This is a genomic window from Microcoleus sp. B4-C1 (assembly GCF_036705285.1).
In the GTDB taxonomy this organism is placed as follows: domain Bacteria; phylum Cyanobacteriota; class Cyanobacteriia; order Cyanobacteriales; family Microcoleaceae; genus Microcoleus.
This window is the reverse complement of sequence record NZ_JAUBUC010000052.1, coordinates 1-17,842: the sequence shown is the minus strand read 5'-3', so window position 1 is coordinate 17,842 and position 17,842 is coordinate 1. Positions and strand designations below refer to the sequence as shown.

General features: G+C 45.4%; 24 protein-coding genes. 15 read left to right on the top strand and 9 right to left on the bottom strand.

Features of this window, described 5'->3' with window-relative positions:
* Positions 1 to 78 precede the first annotated feature (78 nt).
* From QUB26_RS20020 to QUB26_RS19980, 9 genes are all read left to right on the top strand, one after another.
* Entirely contained in the window at positions 79 to 1,899 is a 1,821-nt protein-coding gene (locus QUB26_RS20020) for an efflux RND transporter periplasmic adaptor subunit (protein WP_333319364.1), read from the top strand.
* A gap of 566 nt (positions 1,900 to 2,465) precedes the next feature.
* Positions 2,466 to 3,731, top strand: a complete 1,266-nt coding sequence (locus QUB26_RS20015) for an ABC transporter permease (protein ID WP_333246752.1) — start codon at positions 2,466 to 2,468, stop codon at positions 3,729 to 3,731.
* Positions 3,732 to 4,111: 380 nt separating this feature from the next.
* On the top strand, positions 4,112 to 4,450 hold the full coding sequence (locus tag QUB26_RS20010; RefSeq protein WP_333052085.1) for an NADH-quinone oxidoreductase subunit K: 339 nt from the start codon (positions 4,112 to 4,114) through the stop codon (positions 4,448 to 4,450).
* Positions 4,447 to 5,877: a cation:proton antiporter gene (locus QUB26_RS20005; RefSeq protein WP_333319362.1), complete on the top strand. Its 1,431-nt coding sequence runs from the start codon at positions 4,447 to 4,449 to the stop codon at positions 5,875 to 5,877. The genes QUB26_RS20010 and QUB26_RS20005 overlap by 4 nt, the downstream gene beginning before the upstream one ends.
* Positions 5,874 to 6,257, top strand: coding sequence for a Na+/H+ antiporter subunit E (locus tag QUB26_RS20000; protein ID WP_333231558.1), 384 nt, complete (start codon positions 5,874 to 5,876; stop codon positions 6,255 to 6,257). Before QUB26_RS20005 ends, QUB26_RS20000 begins: the two co-directional genes overlap by 4 nt.
* A gap of 461 nt (positions 6,258 to 6,718) precedes the next feature.
* Entirely contained in the window at positions 6,719 to 6,949 is a 231-nt protein-coding gene (locus QUB26_RS19995; RefSeq protein ID WP_041622563.1) for a hypothetical protein, read from the top strand.
* Positions 6,946 to 7,233 carry a monovalent cation/H(+) antiporter subunit G gene (locus tag QUB26_RS19990; RefSeq protein WP_333246758.1) on the top strand — a complete coding sequence of 96 codons (288 nt, stop codon included), beginning with the start codon at positions 6,946 to 6,948 and terminating at the stop codon, positions 7,231 to 7,233. Before QUB26_RS19995 ends, QUB26_RS19990 begins: the two co-directional genes overlap by 4 nt.
* Entirely contained in the window at positions 7,223 to 7,810 is a 588-nt protein-coding gene (locus QUB26_RS19985) for a DUF4040 domain-containing protein (protein ID WP_333246759.1), read from the top strand. Before QUB26_RS19990 ends, QUB26_RS19985 begins: the two co-directional genes overlap by 11 nt.
* Positions 7,810 to 8,475, top strand: coding sequence for a Na(+)/H(+) antiporter subunit B (locus tag QUB26_RS19980; protein WP_333246761.1), 666 nt, complete (start codon positions 7,810 to 7,812; stop codon positions 8,473 to 8,475). Before QUB26_RS19985 ends, QUB26_RS19980 begins: the two co-directional genes overlap by 1 nt.
* A gap of 272 nt (positions 8,476 to 8,747) precedes the next feature.
* Here QUB26_RS19980 and QUB26_RS19975 read toward each other — a convergent pair whose 3' ends face one another.
* From QUB26_RS19975 to ndhC, 8 genes are all read right to left on the bottom strand, one after another.
* On the bottom strand, positions 8,748 to 9,368 hold the full coding sequence (locus tag QUB26_RS19975; RefSeq protein WP_333246763.1) for a Uma2 family endonuclease: 621 nt from the start codon (positions 9,366 to 9,368) through the stop codon (positions 8,748 to 8,750).
* Between the two features lie 77 nt (positions 9,369 to 9,445).
* Positions 9,446 to 10,882, bottom strand: a complete 1,437-nt coding sequence (locus QUB26_RS19970) for a class I SAM-dependent methyltransferase (RefSeq protein WP_333246765.1) — start codon at positions 10,880 to 10,882, stop codon at positions 9,446 to 9,448.
* On the bottom strand, positions 10,879 to 11,541 hold the full coding sequence (locus QUB26_RS19965) for a restriction endonuclease (RefSeq protein WP_333246767.1): 663 nt from the start codon (positions 11,539 to 11,541) through the stop codon (positions 10,879 to 10,881). Before QUB26_RS19965 ends, QUB26_RS19970 begins: the two co-directional genes overlap by 4 nt.
* A 132-nt stretch (positions 11,542 to 11,673) precedes the next feature.
* Positions 11,674 to 11,922 (bottom strand): DUF4926 domain-containing protein, encoded by a 249-nt coding sequence (locus QUB26_RS19960; protein WP_333246769.1) that lies wholly within the window; start codon positions 11,920 to 11,922, stop codon positions 11,674 to 11,676.
* Between the two features lie 107 nt (positions 11,923 to 12,029).
* Complete coding sequence (locus tag QUB26_RS19955; RefSeq protein ID WP_333246771.1) at positions 12,030 to 13,457, bottom strand: hypothetical protein; 1,428 nt, start codon at positions 13,455 to 13,457, stop codon at positions 12,030 to 12,032.
* A gap of 160 nt (positions 13,458 to 13,617) precedes the next feature.
* Entirely contained in the window at positions 13,618 to 14,121 is a 504-nt protein-coding gene (locus tag QUB26_RS19950) for an NAD(P)H-quinone oxidoreductase subunit J (RefSeq protein ID WP_333223573.1), read from the bottom strand.
* Complete coding sequence (gene ndhK, locus QUB26_RS19945) at positions 14,114 to 14,839, bottom strand: photosynthetic/respiratory NAD(P)H-quinone oxidoreductase subunit K (protein WP_333052111.1); 726 nt, start codon at positions 14,837 to 14,839, stop codon at positions 14,114 to 14,116. Before ndhK ends, QUB26_RS19950 begins: the two co-directional genes overlap by 8 nt.
* Positions 14,830 to 15,192 carry a photosynthetic/respiratory NAD(P)H-quinone oxidoreductase subunit C gene (gene ndhC, locus QUB26_RS19940; protein ID WP_006635500.1) on the bottom strand — a complete coding sequence of 121 codons (363 nt, stop codon included), beginning with the start codon at positions 15,190 to 15,192 and terminating at the stop codon, positions 14,830 to 14,832. Before ndhC ends, ndhK begins: the two co-directional genes overlap by 10 nt.
* Before the next feature lie 366 nt (positions 15,193 to 15,558).
* Between ndhC and QUB26_RS19935 the strand changes: the two genes are divergently transcribed.
* The 6 genes from QUB26_RS19935 (at position 15,559) to QUB26_RS19910 (ending at position 17,681) form a co-directional block, all read left to right on the top strand.
* A complete protein-coding gene (locus QUB26_RS19935) occupies positions 15,559 to 15,894 on the top strand; it encodes a rubredoxin (RefSeq protein WP_333206831.1) in 336 nt (111 codons plus the stop codon).
* Complete coding sequence (locus QUB26_RS19930; RefSeq protein ID WP_333246773.1) at positions 15,881 to 16,894, top strand: photosynthesis system II assembly factor Ycf48; 1,014 nt, start codon at positions 15,881 to 15,883, stop codon at positions 16,892 to 16,894. The genes QUB26_RS19935 and QUB26_RS19930 overlap by 14 nt, the downstream gene beginning before the upstream one ends.
* Positions 16,895 to 16,950: 56 nt before the next feature.
* The gene (psbE, locus tag QUB26_RS19925; RefSeq protein WP_006635503.1) at positions 16,951 to 17,199 is read left to right on the top strand and encodes a cytochrome b559 subunit alpha; all 249 of its coding nucleotides are present in this window, start codon (positions 16,951 to 16,953) and stop codon (positions 17,197 to 17,199) included.
* A 20-nt stretch (positions 17,200 to 17,219) separates the two neighbouring features.
* On the top strand, positions 17,220 to 17,357 hold the full coding sequence (gene psbF, locus QUB26_RS19920) for a cytochrome b559 subunit beta (RefSeq protein ID WP_006635504.1): 138 nt from the start codon (positions 17,220 to 17,222) through the stop codon (positions 17,355 to 17,357).
* 9 nt (positions 17,358 to 17,366) lie between these two features.
* A complete protein-coding gene (locus tag QUB26_RS19915; RefSeq protein WP_015176850.1) occupies positions 17,367 to 17,489 on the top strand; it encodes a photosystem II reaction center protein L in 123 nt (40 codons plus the stop codon).
* A gap of 69 nt (positions 17,490 to 17,558) precedes the next feature.
* Complete coding sequence (locus tag QUB26_RS19910; RefSeq protein WP_333109398.1) at positions 17,559 to 17,681, top strand: photosystem II reaction center protein J; 123 nt, start codon at positions 17,559 to 17,561, stop codon at positions 17,679 to 17,681.
* Here the strand turns inward: QUB26_RS19910 and QUB26_RS19905 are convergent.
* A partial coding sequence (locus QUB26_RS19905; protein WP_333319359.1) for a hypothetical protein occupies positions 17,654 to 17,842 on the bottom strand: 189 nt, incomplete at its 5' end. The two genes, QUB26_RS19910 and QUB26_RS19905, sit on opposite strands and share 28 nt — an antisense overlap.

Sequence of the window (17,842 nt, the reverse complement as noted above, 5' to 3'; positions counted from 1 at the left end):
ACCTAGTGAGACTTCAATTGAACCTTTTCTGTTCCCGATCGGTCTAAATTCAAGACAGACCCATCAGGTCTAATTTATATGTACTTCGTAAAGCACTTTCAGATTAAAAAAGAGCTGACTCCCTGGCTTAGCGGACTCCTCGCCACATCCCTGCTTGCAGGAGTCGGCTACACAGCTTACAGCCAGTTAACAGTCAAATCCAGCCGCGAAACCAGAGGCAGGGAAAAAACCGTTGCTGTCGAAAGGGTGAACCTGCCGATTACAATTTCGGCAAACGGCACAATTGTACCCGAACGTTCCGTTAACGTCAGCCCCAAAACTTCAGGAATGCTCAAAAGTTTGCTTGTCAATGAAGGAGATAGGGTTGAACAAGGGCAGATTCTCGCCTACATGGACGACTCCAACCTCCAAGGGCAACTTACCCAAACTCGCGGACAACTCGCAGCCGCCGAAGCAAACCTGGAAAAATTGGTCAACGGCACTCGAACCCAGGACATTGCTGTGGCTAAGGCAGTGTTAGCAGAACAACAGGCAAGTCTGGAAAAATTGCTCAACGGCAATCGAACCCAAGACATTGCTGTAGCTGAGGCAGCGTTAGCTGAACAACAAGCAAGTCTGGAAAAATTGCTCAACGGCAATCGAAGCCAGGATATTGCCGTAGCCGAGGCACAACTAGCTGAACAACAGGCAAATTTACAAAAATTGCTTAAGGGCAATCGCCCTGAAGACATCGCCCAAGCAGTCGCCCAACTCAGAGATGCCGAATACGCCAAAAACCAAGCAGAGGAAGACTTTCAGAGAAATCAGGAACTCTACAATGCCGGAGCCATTGCTTTGCAAATTGTCAACAACTCCCGCACCGCGCGCGATCGAGCTCAAACGCAAGTCAGACAAGCCGAACAAGCTGTAGCTTTGCTGCAAGCGGGTGCTCGCCCCGAAGAAATCGCTTCAGCGCGGGCTGCTGTCGAGCAAAAACGGCAAGCTTTGACCCTAGCGCGATCGGGGGCACGCCCGGAAGACATCGCTGCAGGGCGGGCTGCTGTGGAGCAAAAACGGCAAGCTTTGGCCCTGGCGCGATCGGGCGCACGCCCGGAAGACATCGCTGCGGGGCGGGCTGCTGTGGAGCAAAAACAGCAAGCTTTGGCCCTGTTAGAAGCTGGTTCTCGCCCGGAAGACATCGCCCAAGCCCGCGCCCAAGTTCTCGCTGCTAGAGGCAGCCTGCAAAGCGTTCAAGCGCTGATCGACGACACTGTGCTGCGGGCTCCTTTCACCGGCACTGTCACCCGCAAGTATGCAGATCCAGGCGCTTTTGTGACTCCCACGACGGCAGGTAGTGCGGTTTCTTCGGCGACTTCTTCTTCTATTTTGTCCTTAGCTTCAAAAAATCAATTAGTAGCAAACGTAGCAGAAACTAATATTTCTCAGATTCAGATCGGCCAGGCTGCGTCTATTCAAGCCGATGCTTTTGCGGGAAAGACTTTTGCAGGTAAAATCACTCAAATTTCCCCTCAGTCGATCGTCCAGCAAAATGTGACAAGTTTTGAGGTAAAAGCGGCAATTATTAATGATGATCAACAAATCCTGCGATCGGGCATGAATGTGAATGTTGAGTTTAAGGCTGGTGAACTTAAAAATGTTTTGGTAGTTCCAACTGCGGCAATTGTCCGCCAACAAAGGGAAACGGGGGTTTTTGTTCCCGGTGGACAAGATGGCAAACCTGCTTTTATGCCGATTAAGACTGGTATGACGGTGGATGATAAGACGGAAGTGCGATCGGGTTTGAAAGGAGATGAAAAAGTGCTGCTTAGTTTACCCCCCGGATTGCGGCCTAGATCCCAAAATCCATCGTCGGGTGGAATTCCGGGTTTGCAACCGGGTGGGGGAAGGCGCTTGCGTTAGTAGTTAGTCCGCGCAGTAGGGGCTAGTTGGTTCGTCGCAGAGTCCGCTAGTTCGTCGCAGAGTCCGCCAGGGATTGAAATCCCTGTCTCATAGCGAAAGTCCTCTGAAAGAGGACTGAAGAGTTAGTTGATGTAGATCGGTTTTAGACGAATTTTCAGTCGGTTTCAACCGACTGTCTTCTATGAGACGGGGGTTTCAACCCCCGGCGGATCGTGCCAAAAATCATATCGTTTCTGGCTGCATCATCAGACGAATTTTCAGTCGGTTTCAACTGACATCTTGCAGCAATATCAATAAGAGGATTTTTCGTGGGTTCGGGCGGGTTTATAGAACCTATTTGCAAGCTTTAAGCCTGTTGGCGAACCCGCCCCTACGGCTAATTGAGAATGGTGCAATATCTCAGTTTCAACCGACTGTCTTCTATGAGACGGGGGTTTCAACCCCCGGCGGGTCGTGCCACAAATCCTATCGTTTCCGGTTGCATCGTCAGGTGATAAATTAGGGGCCAATTTAGGCAGAATCCTTAGAAGTTGCCACCAAATAACAAATAACTAATAACTAATAACATGAAATTACAGACTCGCCCCCGCACCAACAAAATCTCTAACGTTCAAATCGCGTTGATGGCGACAGAGGCGCTGTGGAATAATAAGTTGCGTACCAGTTTAACTATGCTGGGGGTAATTATTGGGATATCTTCGGTAATTGCTATTACTTCGGTGGGACAGGGAGTACAAAAATCAACTGAAGAACAGTTAAAGGCTTTGGGTACAAATGTGCTGTTGGTTTTATCCGGCGCTTCTCGATCGGGCGGTGTCAGTCAAGGAAGCGGTTCTGCTACTACTCTTACTTGGGATGACGCTAGGGCGATCGGCAAACAAGCTCCTGCAGTTAAGGCAATTTCGGCTTATTTGCAGCGCCAAGTGCAAGTCGTTTATGGCGGACAAAATTCATTTACTTCGATTTTGGGAACGGATTTAAACTATCCAGATGTGAAGAACATTCAACCCCAAGAAGGACGGTTTTTTAATGAGGATGAATTGAATGCTGCTGAGCCAGTAGTTGTCCTAGGTTCTAAGGTGCGGGACGAACTTTTTGGAGCGGGAGCTAATGCGCTATCCTCCGATATTCGCATTCAGGGCAACCGCTACAAGGTCATTGGAGTGATGGAAAGCAAGGGGTCTGTAGGGGGAACCGATCAGGACGATCGAGTCTATATTCCCCTCAAAAATATGTCTTCGCGGATTGTGGGGAGAAATTCTTTAGCGGGGATTGCAATATCGGGTTTTTGGTTGGAAACTGCCGACGAAGCGGATTTGGCGGATGCTCAATTTCAAGTGGAAAATATCATGCGCTTGCGCCACAATATTTATCCGCCACAACCGGATGATTTTCGAGTTGTAAATCAAGCTGAAATAGTTAATACTTTCAGCAATGTGATAGGTTTATTTACGGTGATGGTGGGTTCGATCGCCGGAATTTCTTTGGTGGTTGGCGGCATCGGTATTGCTAATATTATGTTGGTGTCTGTTGTGGAACGGACTAAGGAAATCGGGATTCGCAAAGCCGTAGGCGCTACTAATGCAGCAATTCTAATTCAATTTATGGCGGAATCTATTTTAGTTTCCACGGTGGGGGGAACGGCGGGTATTGGGTTGGGAGTTGCGCTCGCCTTTGGGGCCTCGACAGCATTCAAATTTCCGTTTGTGGTTTCTGTATGGTCGATCGCGGCGGGTTTTGGGCTATCCTTTACTGTAGGCTTATTGGCTGGAGTGTTACCGGCTCGGAATGCGGCTCGCTTAGATCCGATCGCAGCTTTGCGGAATGATTGAACTTAGTGACTTCGCCCCAGTTAAAATGAACAGTCATGGACGCAAGTGTCACAATTATAGTCCTGGACGCACAAGTGGTCATAAACTGGGTTTGGTGGACGATAGGACTTCGTTGTCGGCCACAGATTCGCTAACGGGACTTCGACCAAAATCAGGTCAAAAATGGCTGCAAACTCAGATAGGTAAACGGTTTGAGATTGAATTGGCTTGGGTCTCCAATTGACAAGGGTTTCAGCTAGTTTAGGGGCCTCAAACTCTTTTCCTTACCTAGAGTGCGTTTCAGCTAGTTTAGGGGCTAGAAAATTTCTAAGTCCCATTAGAAATAATATACGCCAATTCAAATATAATAACAAAAACCCCTTATCCAACACGCAATTTCCATGTTAGAAGCATTGGTATTGGCAACAGTATTTTGCGGATTTTTTGGTATCATCTTTAAAAAGAACCTGCTCATGAAAATCGTCTGTATGGATGTCATGAGTACAGGGGTTATCGCCTATTACGTGGTGGTGGCATCGCGAGAAGGCTTGCTGACACCAATTATTTCAAAGGGGAAAAATGTTGTCGCTTACGCCGATCCGGTTCCCCAGGCGGTGATCTTAACGGCGATCGTGATCGGCTTTTCGATTCAGGCTTTAATGCTGGTAAGTGTGATGAAGCTGGCACGAGATAATCCGACATTAGAAAGTAACGAAATCGAGATGAATAATACCCCATGAATACCCTGACGATCGCCTGGATTGGACTCCCGTTTTTTGTCGGGTTTAGTATTTATTTGATTCCGAAGTTTGCCAAGTATCTCGCAATATTCGGAGCGATAGCGTCCGCTGCCTATGCGTTCCAGCTTTTTGCTATACCGTCAGCGGTGACGCTGCAGTTACTGGATAATTTCAGTGTCACTTTGTTAGTTGATCGCTTGAGCGGCTATTTCATCTTAACCAATGCCTTAGTCACGGCAGCGGTGATTATCTACTGTTGGCCCACAGATAAGACGGCATTTTTTTATGCACAAATTCTGATGTTGCATGGCAGCCTGAATGCGGCCTTTGCCTCTACTGACTTTATCAGTTTATATGTGGGGTTAGAAGTCAGTGGCATTGCGGCGTTTCTCTTGATTGCCTATCCTCGCACCGATCGCTCGATTTGGGTGGCTTTGCGCTATCTATTTATTAGCAACACGGCAATGCTGTTTTATCTAGTCGGTGCCGTGCTGGTTTATAAGGCAAGTAATTCGTTTAGTTTTGCCGGCTTGGGTGCAGCGCCCCCAGAGGCGACAGCTCTGATCTTTATGGCTCTCTTGGTTAAGGGAGGTGTGTTTGTATCGGGGTTATGGCTACCGCTAACTCACTCGGAATCAGAAACGCCAGTGTCGGCTTTGCTGTCAGGGATTGTGGTCAAAGCGGGGGTATATCCCCTCGTGCGCTGTGCGCTGATGGTGGAGGAGGTGGCACCCATCGTCCAGATTTTCGGAGTCGGGGCGGCGTTTATGGGCGTGTTCTATGGCATCTTTGAAAAGGATACCAAGCGGGTGCTGGCGTTCAGCACGGTTTCGCAGTTAGGTTGGATTCTCGTAGCCCCGGAAGCGGCAGGCTTTTATGCCCTCGCCCACGGCTTGGTCAAATCGGCGCTATTCCTGATTGCGGGCTCTTTACCCAGCCGCGACTTTAAGGTATTGCGACAAAAGCAGATTAATACTAAGCTCTGGATTGCCTTAGTCGTGGGTAGCCTTTCGATCTCAGGCTTTCCTTTTTTGGTTGGCTTTGGGGCAAAGATGTTGACTTTGAAGAATTTGACACCCCCTTATGCGATCGCCATGAATGTGGCAGCAGTAGGAACTGCTATCCTATTTGCTAAATTCATCTTTCTGCCCCGTGGTGGAGAAGCAAAATCAAAACCCGGTTTTTGGCCTGCAGTGTTGCTGTTGCTAGGTGGGCTGATTGCAGCCAATGCTTTTGATGTTCAGGCTTATACGCTGGAAAATATGCTTAAGGCGATAGCCATCATCGGTGTTGGTTGGTTAGCCTATTTTCTAATTTTTCAACGCACGGCAATCAAACTGCCACGTATGCTTGAACAATTCGATCATTTGGTCGGTTTTATGAGCTTGATTTCGCTCCTACTATTCTGGATGGCATTCTCAACATGATTGGACAGCTAATATTAAGACTGACGATCTGGTTTCTACTTACTGCCGATTTTAGTTTGGCAAATATTGCGATCGGCTTCATCATTGCTTTCCTGTTGCCGCGCAGCTACACACCCCCGGAACCTTTGAGGGAATGGTTGGGGGTGTTTGGTAAAATCTTCATGGCGATTCCGATAGCTTATATAGAAGCTTTTGAACTCATCTTCCGTCCCCACAGACACGAAGATGTGATCATGGAAAAAGTGCCAAACCATCGATCGCCCTTGCTGATATTCCTAGATGTCTTCGTGATCACTTTTACTCCCAAGACGATTGTCGTGAAATATCACGAAGAGGGTTTTTACGAAGTACACCGAGTGCGGCGGACTTCGAGTAATTAGCTGAAGTTTTTTCGGAATGATTAAACCGCAGAGAACTCAGAGAAGGCAGAGAAGGGAGAAATAAATAAGTAGAACGGCGATAAAATACGTAAGTATGTCCGCAGTTAGTAAAAGTGCTCTATCGCAGGGGTTACGATACTTTACATTTTCTGACATACCCGAGTTTATTTACACGCTCGATATTGGATCATTCTCAAGAATCTGTAGGGGCGGGTTCACCAATAGCTTTAAAGATTGCAGACAGGTTAAATAAACCCGCCCCCACTCGCGAAACTGCCCGTCAAGAACAGGCAGGAACCCTGTTCCACAACAATTATGGCAGAGGTCTATTAAGTTGCACTATTCTCAAGAGTTTCTTGTGGGGTGTAGGGGGTTGGGCACGCGAGCCCGCCCCGATATTAACTAAGAAAAATCAGGAGTCCACACAATTGAACAACTTGAACAACTTGATTCTAATTGCGATGATTTTGGCTCTGCTCATACCTATGTACGAGGTATGGAAAGATCATGATATCTGGCAGACAATGTTGGCCTTTGCCAGTATTTCGACCAAGGCGGCAATCATCGCTCTCGTCATATCCGTCTGGCGCGATGATTGGATGATCGGTGTGGTGGCGGCGATTATCCTCAGTGTGGGTAATGCTGGCTTGATGTTGTTGGCACATATAATCAAACGTATCAGTGAAGCATGATCGTAATAGATGTATTGAGCTATACCTGCATCGGTATAGGGATTTTTTTCTGGTTTTGGGGTACTTCTTACCTACTTGGGAAGCGATCGGTTTTATATAAACTGCACAGTCTTTCGGTAGCAGATACGCTGGGTTCGATCGCGATCGTCGTCGGATTGCTGCTGCAAATACCCAGTAAATGGCCCCTGCTGATTCTGGCGCTCATTTGCTTAGCAACCTGGAACACAATGCTGGGATATGTGTTGGCCTATTGTTCTAAAACAGGGACTAACTATGAACGATAATAGCTACATTTATGTCCTCGTCGCTCTGCTGCCCTTAGCTGCTGGTATGGTGGTATTTCAGGTCAATCCATACCACGCATTGCTACTGCGGGGGGTATTGGGAGCGATCGCCGCCTTGGTGTATACAATTTTAGGCGCGGGGGATGTGGGCTTGACCGAAGCCTTGATGGGTACTCTACTCGCGATTACACTTTATGCAGTGACGGTGCGTTCATCCTTCGTGCTGCGTCTGGGTGTAATCGAAGAGGGGACAGAGGGCGATGCTATACCAAACGACAAAACCGCAGGTGATTTTAAGCAAGTGATAGATGACATCCGCACAGTTTTTCAGAAACGCCATATGCGCTTGGAACTCGTTCCCTATGCGACTACACAGGCATTGCAGCGGGCGCTGAGGGAAAAAGAAGTTCATGCAGCTTGTGCGCCACAAAGCCAATTGGAAAACAGTGGCGAAGCGCAACTTTATAACACCGCAACCAGAGTTCGGCGTGTCTACGACATCATGCAAACCGAACTTTCATCACCGGGGACAACCCTAACCTATGTAAATACACCTGACGCAGAGGACAAGCATTGATGAAGTGGGTTTACTTTTTATCCGGGATAGCGCTGTTTATCAAAATGCTGCTAATCGCCAATCCCACAATGGAGTTATCGCAGCAAAGTTCGATCGTCGAATTGGTTGTTCAAGATAGTGGAGTATCCAATGCGGTTTCCGGTATCATTTTGCGAAATCGGCTGTACGACACGATCTTTGAAGTCGTAGTATTTACGATCGCCATCATGGGTGCAAGTTTTATGCTAGCCAATGAAAGTCCGTCCTGCGCCATATATCAGTTTACCGATCAACCATCGATTATTTTGGCGCGATTGGGAGCGACGATTGCCGCGTTGGTGGGTGTCGAACTAGCAATTCGCGGGCATTTAAGTCCAGGCGGTGGTTTTGCCGCGGGTGTAGCGGGGGGAACTGCGATCGGCTTGGTGGCGATTACCTCATCACCGCAGTGGATGCAAGAAATCTACCAGCGCTGGCACGCCGCGACTTTGGAGAAAGTTTCGGTACTTGTTTTCATTGTATTGTCCGTTATCACTCTGTCAGGATATGAGTTACCCCACGGAGAGTTAGGCACACTTTTCAGCGGTGGCATTCTCCCCTTGCTGAATATCCTGGTTGCAGTCAAAGTCGCATTAGGATCGTGGGCGGTGCTTTTGGTGTTTATTCGCTATCGCGGATTGCTATGAAAAATGTCCCGATCTCAAATCCATTGGCATCGAAATTATTCATCTCTCTCAATCTCTGACTCTGTGTCCTCCGTCTTCTCTGCCGTTTAATCATTCAGCCTTATAAACGATATTTTACGTTTATAAGGCTGAGGCACGAGTAGTCAGAAACCGGGTTTTTTGCGAAATCAAAAACCCGGTTTCTTTGCTTTTTATAAGTAATTCCTGTGTACTCATCTGCGTTTATCTGCGTGCATCAGCGGTTAAAAAATCCAAATTTACGAGAGATCCGCTTACACTAAACCAGCTTGAAAAATCTGATTTGCTGTGAGGTTCAAATCAGGAAAAGTTTGCGACACAATGCGATCGTTCTCTCGAAACTTGAGGACTTGATATTCACCATCAACCAAGTTACACACAGAAATTGTCGGTTGTTTGGGATTGCCAATAAAATTGCGTCCACCCAACGCAGCATAATCCACAATCCAATATTCAGGGATACCCATCTCCTCATAATCAGCATATTTCAAATAGTAATCATCGCGCCAATTACTTGACACAACCTCAATTGCCAAAGGTATCGATGCACCAAAACTGAGGATAGATTGTTTTTGCCACAAAGTTTCTTGTGCCAAATTTGCGCGATTCAGCACCAACACATCAGGCAAATAACCAGAATCTTTTTCAGGAGGTCTAACTATCACTTGGTTGGGGATACTGTATGGCAACCCCAGACGATCGATTGCAACGGAAACTTTGATTGTAAGAAAGCCTTTAACTTCCTCATGTTCGCCTACTGGTTGTGCCATCTCAACAATATCTCCATTATGCAGTTCGTAGCGTACCGCCGAGTTTTCAGGCAGCCACTCCACAAATTCCTCGAAGTTTACGAGTTTGGGTAAAGCTTGAGTCATAGGTTTTCAGAAATACCAATAATATCAATTATATCTCTATTTATCTGCGTTGATCTGCGTGCATCAGCGGTTACAAATTACGAATCTGCCAGCCTTGCTAGATTCAGACAATTTAAAATGCTGGATTTAATCGGGCGCTTTTCATCCCAAAATACGAGTGCTGAATAAAAGTTAATTGCCGTCGGTGAATTCAAAAGCTCAAAAGTTTGACGTGCAACTCTCTCGCTGTCAAAGCTGAGAAAGTAAACAGTATCATCGAAAATTGCAGGTTTATTAGCTATTTCACCGATTAACCTAAAATCCAATTTTTTATAAAGCCCGCAAATCGCAATTTTCCAAGGTTGGAAGCTATAATCGCCTACTCCAAAAATCGAAAAGCGAGGGTTATTTTGGTAAATTTTGCTTTTGCGATTATCTAGATATTGCCCGCACTTCTCTAGATAACGTCCGGTTTTAGGGGCTATAGTTTTGATATTTTCGGTTGATTCACCGATAAATTTTTGAGTAACTAAGATATATCGATCTGTAGCATTAATGCGATTTTGAGCAACATCCGATCCTTTAAGTAGCGGAAATAGATAAGTTTCCTCAAGCTCGACAGATTCCCCAAATCCATTGACAAACAAATTATCAATTTTCCGAAACTCCATCACATTCGAGCAGTCATGCTTGACGCCAGATCGCCATTTCGTTCCTAAATTTACAGCATATAAATTACTAAACTTCTTGAAAGAATCTATATCTTTAACCAGGAGATTGTTGTGATGTCCGATTCGGTGACAATCTGAACTTTCTAAACTGCTAAATACATCGCAGAAGTAGTTTTGTGAACTTAAGTCAAACTTGCAGAATAACAGACAGGCATCAACATTTGCATCAAAATATTTTTTAGCATCTATTTTGTAAGTTGCACAGCTAGCGAGATTAAGTTTTTTTGAATGAATGTAACTCAATAACTTTCTCGCCACGGAAGTCTTGCAAAGCATTGCCAGAGTGGCGTCACGATTTTGCAACCATTGTATCGCATGGATCAGCATCCATTCTGATATATCGAAGTTACTTTTACCTGTTAGTGCATCTAAGCCAGTGTGCTTTTGAAAATTAGTTTTTTTCGGCAAGTTTTCACTGCCAATAGTTCCTTGTTGTGAGTTTGTTACCCAAGGAAAGTTGCCAAGTACCAGCACCCTATGATTGAATTGGTTGATTAATGATGTCCAGTCAAATTCAAAAAAATCTCCGTGCTTAACCTCACATCTTTCATCCTCTAACAATTCATGCTTAGCTGTTAATTCTCTTAAATAACTTTGATTGATTTCAACCCCGATAATATGGCTGGCGGATGGAAACGAATTTGCAGCAGCTTTAATGAAATTACCTATGCCGCAAGTTGGCTCAATGATGACTTTGGGGTTAACATCTAGTTCTATCAATTTCCGACACACCATCTCGGCTAATTCCAGCGGTGTCTGAAAATCCCCATATTCTAGTTTGGTTTTGCGATCGTTGGAACTCATCGGTTAGATTGATAAACTGCGATAACCCCTTCCTGTTGTCCAGCACGCTCAATGACTCTTCCATACTGAAGTCGCCATTGCAACGCATTAGAAATCGTCAAAAAACCTTGCACTGGTGGGTTTCTCAGTATTTCGTCTGCAATGTTACCTGCTTCAATTTCGTCAACAGGTAAATTTTTGTCAAACATGAAAGCAAGCAAATCATCTTTATTGCCTTCATTGTCTAAAATATTACGAATTCCACGGGTCATTTGAAAATCTGCTGTTCTTTCGGCACTCACGTAAATTGTATGCAAAATATTCAGGGTTGCAGTTCGGATCGTACTGTTGTCTGTCTTTTCGTAAACAAAGATAATCAGTGAATATCCCAGCCCAAAAATCTTTTGCCTTGCAGATTTGAAAGGACATGACGACTGCGGTTGCCTAATGCTTGTTACCTTCACGTCAACCAGTAGCCCAGGGAAATCGATGCCGCTTGCTGAATTACCATCTATAAATTCATATTTTTGCTTGAGATAGAGTCTGAACTTTTGCTCCAAATATGTCCCAACAGCCTTTCCGTCTGTGATGCCATAAAGCAGAGGTTCTGGGTGTTGAGACTCGGCTGCTGAAAATATTGCCGCCTCAGAACAAAGAATTTCTACGGTCAGAGTCGTCATTTTGATGAACCACCAGATTATTTAATTTGCTGACCCATTAAACGGTATCATTAAAGATCGCAGGTTTATTAGCTATTTCACTTATCAACCTGAAATCCAATTTTTTATAAAGTCCGCAAGTTATTGTGCCGCTTATGCTGTAACCATTTCGGGTTTGATATTAGGTGATGCTGGCTCAAAGTATAACACCATGATTTGCTCTGGATACAGCCCGACAGATTCATAAGTGCGTCCGTTGCGGTCGCTAAATTCAACCTCAAACGCTGCACCATCAGCCAACAGTTCAACTACAGTCCCTACTTGTCCGCGCCACAGGTTGTATTCAGGAAGGTCAACTGTCAATGCAACGACATCTAGTAATTTAATTGTATTCTTTGCCACTCTTATTACCTCCAGGCACTACATTATAATACGGTGTCTGAACATCCCGTATTCTAGTTTTGTTTTGCGATAGGTGTAACTCATCGGTTAGATTGATAAACTCTTAATTACAACTTACTATTGAAGAAATAACTTAGTTCCAAACACATTTCGCCATTACTCCAAAACAAAAATTCACCGGGATAGCTAAAGCTAATATCTAAACTCGCAGCAATATATTCCTTATAAACCGGATGGAATTTATATTCCAAGGATTTTATTTTAGTTATGAGTATAGTATCGATAAAACAAAGTCTACTGATAAGTTCTATGTAAAACTCTTCTGTTTTTCCCCAATCATCTAATTCCTCTATACCTGAAGTTCCTAAAGATGTTTGAACGAAATAAACTAAATCATTATAATCTTCTAATAAACTTGAATCATTATAATCTTCTAAGATTATTCCATCATTATCCGGATCTATAATTATCAAACTCTCAATTTCTTCTCGTAGCTCTTTTATGATCTCCTCTTGTCGAACTATTGTTGCAAGCAGCCGATTATTTTCCTCTTTCATCTTTTCAATGGTAGCCCTACATTTACTTTTCTCCTGCTCAAGCTCTGTTTCCAGTTGAGTTATTACCTGTTCCAAGTTTTTAATTTTTTGCTCAAGAGGTGCAACTCTATTTTTCTCGTCCTTAAGCTGTCGCTCTAAACTTATTTTGGCTTTTTCTAGCTCTCTGGCATTCCCTTCTAGTTGCTTAACTTTTGTTTCTAATTGAGGTGAATTGGAGTTTAATGAATTTAACTCATAAAGCTTTCTTTCTAATTGGGTTTTTTCTTGCTCTAGCTGGTTATTATCTATCTCTAAAGGTTGAATTCGGTCTATTGCTCGTCTTATTTCTGACTCTAAAGAGTTTTGGCTAGCTCGGAGTTGTAGATTATCTTGTGTCAATCTAGTATTATTATCCTTAACTTGATTTAACTCTCTTCTCAGAACGTCTCTTTCTTGCTGTAAATCCGTATTTGTTTTAATGAGTGATTGATTTTGGGCTATGACTTCATTAAGCTGGCTAGTAACCTCTTTAACTTTCTCGATTAAAAATTCCCACGTTATAAACTCTATATCTTGACTACTGAGAGAACCCCCCAATTCTTGAATAAGAACTTTTTTATGAGCTTCTAGTTCTTCAATTTTTTGTTCAAAGTAAATATTTTCAATACGAAGATTTGTTGAAATTTTCCTTAATTCATCTCTTTCGCTCTCAACGCTTGCTAACTGTTGTTGTAGGCTTTGAACCGTCTGCTTCAAAGAATTGTTCTCAGTAGTAGCTGCCTTAAGTTCTGCCTCTTTTTGCTTAAATCTTGCAAGGATTTGAACTATAAAGGCGGTAAATAGGTTATTTGCTTGTTGTAACTGCTGGTTTATTTGCCTAAGCTCAACTTTCTGTGCTTCGAGCCTGTTATCATCCGGTTTGTTCTTACCCCTGCTAAGTTGCCGGTAAATTATTACGATACTTAGTAAAGCTATTAAACCAGCAGTTTCGTAAACCATACTAATACTTTTTTGAAAATAGCGTTTTTGGGCATCGGTTCCCCGACAGAGCCTAGGAACCAGTTAATCAAAATTAGCCAAAAAAGAGAGGGCGGGTCTTGCCTAAAACTTAACCCCAAAAGTCCAATTTTATGCTCAAACCCGCCCTCGCAAAACTCCCTTAATAAGCGTCTTGCAATTCGTAGAAATCAGGGGAAATGTAATCTTTCCGCAGCGGCCAGCCTACCCAATCTTCGTTCATCAAAATCCGTTTCAGATTCGGATGTCCTTCGTAGACAATGCCGTACATATCGTAGGATTCCCGCTCTTGAAAGTCGGCTGCTTTCCAAATCCAGTAGACTGATGGCACTCTGGGATCGTCGCGGGGAATGAATACTTTGACGCGGACTTCTTCGGGATGGGAAGCATTATCTGTCAGCTTAGCCAAGTGGTAGACGCTGACTAAATCTTCTCCCGGCCCTTGGTCGTAGGCGCACTGGCACTGCATATAATTAAACCCGTAGGCATACAGTGCTGTTGACATCGGAATTAAGAAGTCTCGATCGACCTTTAATATCTCCACGCCCAAATTATCGGCCGCTAAAGCTTCGTGTTCAAACCCATTCTGAGTCAACCACTGGGAAACCTTCCCGGCTTCAACAATTGAGGTTTCTGTCTCAGCCACGGTTTACCTCCTGTTTTTGTCCTGCAAGCAAAGCCGGTGGTACTGGCATTCCCATTGCTTCGGTCAATTCTTTCGGCGGCGCCATCCGGCCAGGAACTGACAAATATTTGCCATCCAAGATGTCGTCTACTACTTTCATCTTGTGGGGTCTGGTGTAGTAGCGGTGGGTGGGGAGCAAGTTGCCGCGTTCTTGCATCGAATCGTTGGCGATTTTTTTCCGCAGTTTGATAATTGCGTCAATAATCGCTTCTGGGCGGGGGGGACAGCCGGGGATGTACACATCTACGGGAATCAGTTTGTCAACGCCTCTGACTGCTGTGGGGGAGTCTACGCTGAACATTCCGCCGGTGATGGTGCAGGCGCCCATCGCGATCACGTATTTGGGTTCGGGCATTTGTTCGTACAGCCGCACCAAGATGGGGGCGTACTTCATGGTAATTGTGCCGGCGGTGATGAGCAAGTCGGCTTGTCGGGGGCTCGATCGCGGTACTAAGCCGAATCTGTCGAAGTCAAAGCGCGATCCGATCAAAGCTGCAAATTCGATGAAGCAGCAAGCGGTACCGTAAAGCAGGGGCCACAGGCTCGAAAGTCTCGCCCAATTGTAGAGGTCATCAACCGTAGTTAGGATGACATTCTCTGATAATTCGGATGTGACTTCAGGGCGAATAGCGGGGTTGACAATTAGAGGTTTTTGTGATTTGTCAGAACTTAAGACCATTCCAAGGCTCCTTTGCGCCATGCATAGACAAGAGCAATAACGAGGATCGTGATAAAAAACAAGGCTTCGATGAAAGCCAACAGTCCTAGCTGGTTGAAAGCAACCGCCCAAGGATAGAGGAAGACGGTCTCTACGTCGAAGATGACGAAGACCAGGGCGAACATATAATATCTGATGTTGAACTGAATCCAGGCTCCGCCGATCGGCTCGACGCCGGATTCGTAGGTAGTGCGTCGGTCGTAGGGACGACTTTTGGGCCGCAGAACCTTAGACGCCGTGAGGGCGAGGATAGGGACTAGGCTGGAAATTAACAGGAAGCCTAAGAAATACTCGTAGCCGCTGAGTGCAAACACGATGAATAATTACTGCCTAGGTGAAAGGGTTCTGTAACTTGTCTGTTACATTATATAGATTTTGGGTAGCTAAAATTACGAGTTAGTTGAGATTAATCCTCCATCTTCTGCAATAATTTTTAATGTATATTTTAATATTGTAACTGCCTGTGGAAGACGGGCGGCTGCCTGTGGACGCTAAGTAAGACCATCCTCGACTTAAGTGTCGAACACCCAAGTGGTGTCCCTAACGTGGCATCGGCGGTTGAGACGGGAAACCTCGAAGACGAATAAGACCGTCCTCATATGAGTTTTAGTTGGAAGCCCCAACTCGAACGAAGTTTAGTTGAGGTACTTCACGATTAGCTGACCCATAATTTTGGATTTATGAGCGATCGAGCCACGGAGACTAATACCCTCGATCGGCACGAGTGCCGAGCCTGCGGCTACGTCTACAATCCTAAAAAGGGCGATCCTAAAAATGCAATTGCCCCTGGCACTGCTTTTACAGATGTGACCCCGACTTGGGTGTGTCCCGTTTGCGGGGCGCGTAAGTCGATGTTTCAAAATCTCGGTCAGATGGAAGGGGTATCGGGATTTAAGGCAAATCAGCGCTACGGTGTCGGTGTCAACGGCATGACCGAAGGTCAGAAAAGTTTGCTGATTTTTGGCGGCTTGGTCGTTGGTTTCTTGTTTTTACTTAGTATGTATGGTTTGCAGTAAGACGATTGTGAGATTTTGGCAACGAATTGTAATGTTATTGGCGGCTGCGCTCATCTGTACGAGTTGCAGCACCATCGGTGCTGTGAGTTACAACCCCTGGCAAGTGATTTCCTTGCCGACGGAAGCTAATTTGCAGGATATTGCCTTTACGGGCAATCCTCAGCACGGCTGGGTTGTGGGTTCTGAGGCGACTCTGCTCGAAACGCTGGACGGCGGTACTAGCTGGAAGTCTATAGCACTGGATATCGACGATCCGAGGTCGCGTTTTGCGTCGGTGAGTTTTTCTGGTTCCGAAGGCTGGATTGTCGGCCAGCCTTCAGTTTTGCTCCACACGAACGATGAGGGCAAGTCTTGGACGCGGATTGCTTTGAGCTCTCAGTTGCCCGGTTCTCCGAGTACGATCGCAGCTTTGGGCCCGAATTCCGCCGAGATGACGACCGATGTCGGGGCGATTTACCGGACTTCCGACGGCGGCAAAAATTGGAAAGCTGTCGTGCAGGATTCTTTTGGGGTAGTTCGCAATATCAACCGTTCTGAAGACGGGCAGTATGTTGCGGTTTCCTCGAAGGGCAATTTCTACTCGGTGTGGAAACCCGGACAAGAAGCTTGGGAACCTCACAACCGCAATAGTTCTCGCCGCCTGCAAAATATGGGCTTTACCAAGGATGGGCGTTTGTGGATGCTCGCCCGCGGCGGTCAGATTCAGTTTAGCGACCCGTCCAATCCTGAAGGTTGGGGAAAACCGTTTTTTCCCGATCGCAAGGCGAGTTGGGGTTTGCTGGACATGGCTTACCGGACTGATAATGAAGTTTGGGTAGCCGGCGGCGGCGGCAATTTGCTGTGCAGTTTGGACGGCGGGAAAACTTGGCTAAAAGACCGCGAAGTTGAAGATGTTCCGGCTAATTTTTACAGGATTGTCTTTATGGGCCCCGATCGCGGATTTGTGATCGGCGCGAGCGGTACTCTACTTAAATATCAAGGTTCAGCGCAAGCTGCTTGATAGTAGAATAGTAAGAGAGATTGTCTGTCAATTTGTTGTTGAAAGGAGGATTCTAAATGGCTGGTACAACTGGAGAACGTCCGTTTGGGGACATTATTACAAGTATCCGTTATTGGGTAATTCACAGCATCACCATTCCGGCTTTGTTTATTGCTGGATGGCTGTTTGTGCAAACGGGTTTGGCTTACGATGCTTTCGGAACTCCTCGCCCTAACCAATATTTCACACCGCAGCGGGAAGAAGTGCCGATTATCTCGGATCGCTTTGAAGCTAAGAAACAAGTAGATCAGTTCATTGCCAAGTAATTTAACAAGGATTTGGAAAAATGACGAGTAGAACCCCCAATAATGAGCCAATTTCGTATCCGATTTTTACGGTGCGCTGGTTGGCAGTTCATACTTTAGGTGTCCCAACAATTTTCTTTTTGGGCGCGATCGCAGCAATGCAATTTATTCAACGATAGGAGTTTACAATGCCTGAGCGCGTTCCTAATCCCAACGAGCAGCCTGTTGAGTTAAACCGGACTTCTTTGTATTTGGGTTTGTTACTGATTTTTGTTTTGGGTATTTTGTTCTCCAGTTATTTCTTTAATTAACTGGTGTCTGAGTTGGCTTTCGATAGTTCCATCGAATTTGTTGAGCTGTAAATTAGTGAGGTGATGGCTATGTTTAGTGAAAGTGGCAGAATTCCTTTGTGGCTGGTAGCTACTGTTGCAGGCCTCGGTGTTCTCACCATTGTGAGTCTTTTCTTCTACGGTGCTTATGCCGGTTTGGGTTCTTCGATGTAAGGAGAATCAAGCTGATTTTCGGCTGTTAACCCCCCTTTTTCAAGGGGGGTTTTAATTATGCGAATTGTGTTGGTAAATCTGGTATAGCCTTTCTCAGGAATGAAAATTAAATAACTTCCACAAGTTTGTGGGATGGGCGTCCCGCCCGTCCAAAAAGGACG